Origin of the sequence: Nocardioides pelophilus, from assembly GCF_014180685.1 — a bacterium.
Lineage (GTDB): Bacteria > Actinomycetota > Actinomycetes > Propionibacteriales > Nocardioidaceae > Nocardioides > Nocardioides pelophilus.
The window spans coordinates 1-1,411 of the sequence record NZ_JACEHF010000084.1; the positions used below are offsets into that span (position 1 = coordinate 1).

The 1,411-nt window shown below is 74.6% G+C and carries 1 protein-coding gene and 1 pseudogene; both read right to left on the reverse strand.

The features are described from left to right. A pseudogene (locus H0488_RS13935) lies at positions 1-683 on the reverse strand (hypothetical protein); the annotation flags it as partial. 5 nt (positions 684-688) lie between these two features. After that, positions 689-1,411: hypothetical protein (locus H0488_RS13940; protein ID WP_220794580.1), on the reverse strand; the 723-nt coding region annotated here is incomplete at its 5' end.

The following is a 1,411-nucleotide window of genomic DNA, read 5'->3' on the forward strand; positions in this document are numbered from 1 at the left end:
GCCGACTCCGACGCGCTCTCACTGGCCGCGGTGGTGGTCGGCGCGGCGGAGGTCGACGGCGCGGAGCTGGAGTCGCTGGTGCTGGCTTCAGGGGTGTTGTCGCCCCGGTCGCCGCCGCCGTTCCCACCGCCGTTTCCGCCGCCGCCGTTGCCGCTGTTGCCGCCGTCGTCGTCGGACGGCTCCGGGGACGGCTCGGGGCTCTCGCGCGGAGTGGGTACGACGTCCGGAGGCTGGGCATTCCCCGAACCCTCGTGCCAGGCGAACGCCACGTAGCCGCCGTCGGGGACCGTCAGGCCGCCGACCCCCTGGTTCGAGAACGACCACCGGCCGGATTCACCGTCGGACCACCACAGGCTCCAGAAGGAGTCGTTCTCGAGGCAGGGACGATCATCGGGCAGACCGGTGACCTTGCAGACGTAGCCGGGCTGACGCGGGTGGTACTCGAGCGGGAAGCCGGCGTCCGGGAAGACCTGGGACGCGGACTTGCCGCCGCCGTCGGCGTCGCACCCGGCGCGGGTCGGGCCGCCGATCTCGTTGTAGTCGACGATGACCGTCACCCCCGCCGCACCAGGGCACGCGGCAACGGCAGCGGCCGCAGCCGGCGCACCGCCACCGGGCACCAGGACCCCGGTGGCGACAGCCAGCAGGGCCGCCACCACCGGGCCGAGGATCCGGGACGCCATCGGAGTCAGCGGACTTCGAAGGACTTGGTGCCCGCGCGGTCCGCGAACTGCCCGACGACCTTGATCCGGTGGGTGCCTCGGTCGCGGCCGACGCGGAACGTGGCCCGGAAGACGCCCCGGTCGGAGACGATCCCCTTGGCGACGCGCTCGCCGTCGTAGCGGACGACCACGCGCTCGCCGACGAAGAGGCTGCGGACGACGACCGTCTGCTTGCCACCTGCCGGGACCTCGGCCGAGCGCTCGAACCGGACCCGCTTGCCGGCGAGGACGACCCACTCGGCGGCGGCGCCCTGCTCGACGGTGACGACCTGCAGGTCGACGAACCCGGTGCGGTCGGGGACCCCTACCCGTGCCCTCGCCGTACCGTCGGCGCGGCCGACGACCGCTTCCGAGCGGCCACCGATGAGGGCGCAGGCGCGCTCGCCGGGAGCGAGGCCGGTCACCGTGAACCGGGCCGTCCCGCCGCCGTCGAGGAAGAGCGGCACGCCGTCGAACGACAGGTTGTCCGGCTCGGCGGCCGCGGGCGCGGCCAGCAGCGCCGGCAGCGCTTGGATCGTGGCGAAGTCCCACTGGCCGGCGGTCGCGACGGTGATGCCGTCGGCGACACCGGCGTCGAATGCCGCGTCGTCGTAGGCGATCGCGCCCGACTCCTCCATCAGCGCACCGTCGCAGCGCGCGCCGATCACCTGGCGGCCACGGATCCAGGCGGGGGGCCGCCCCCCGCGCCC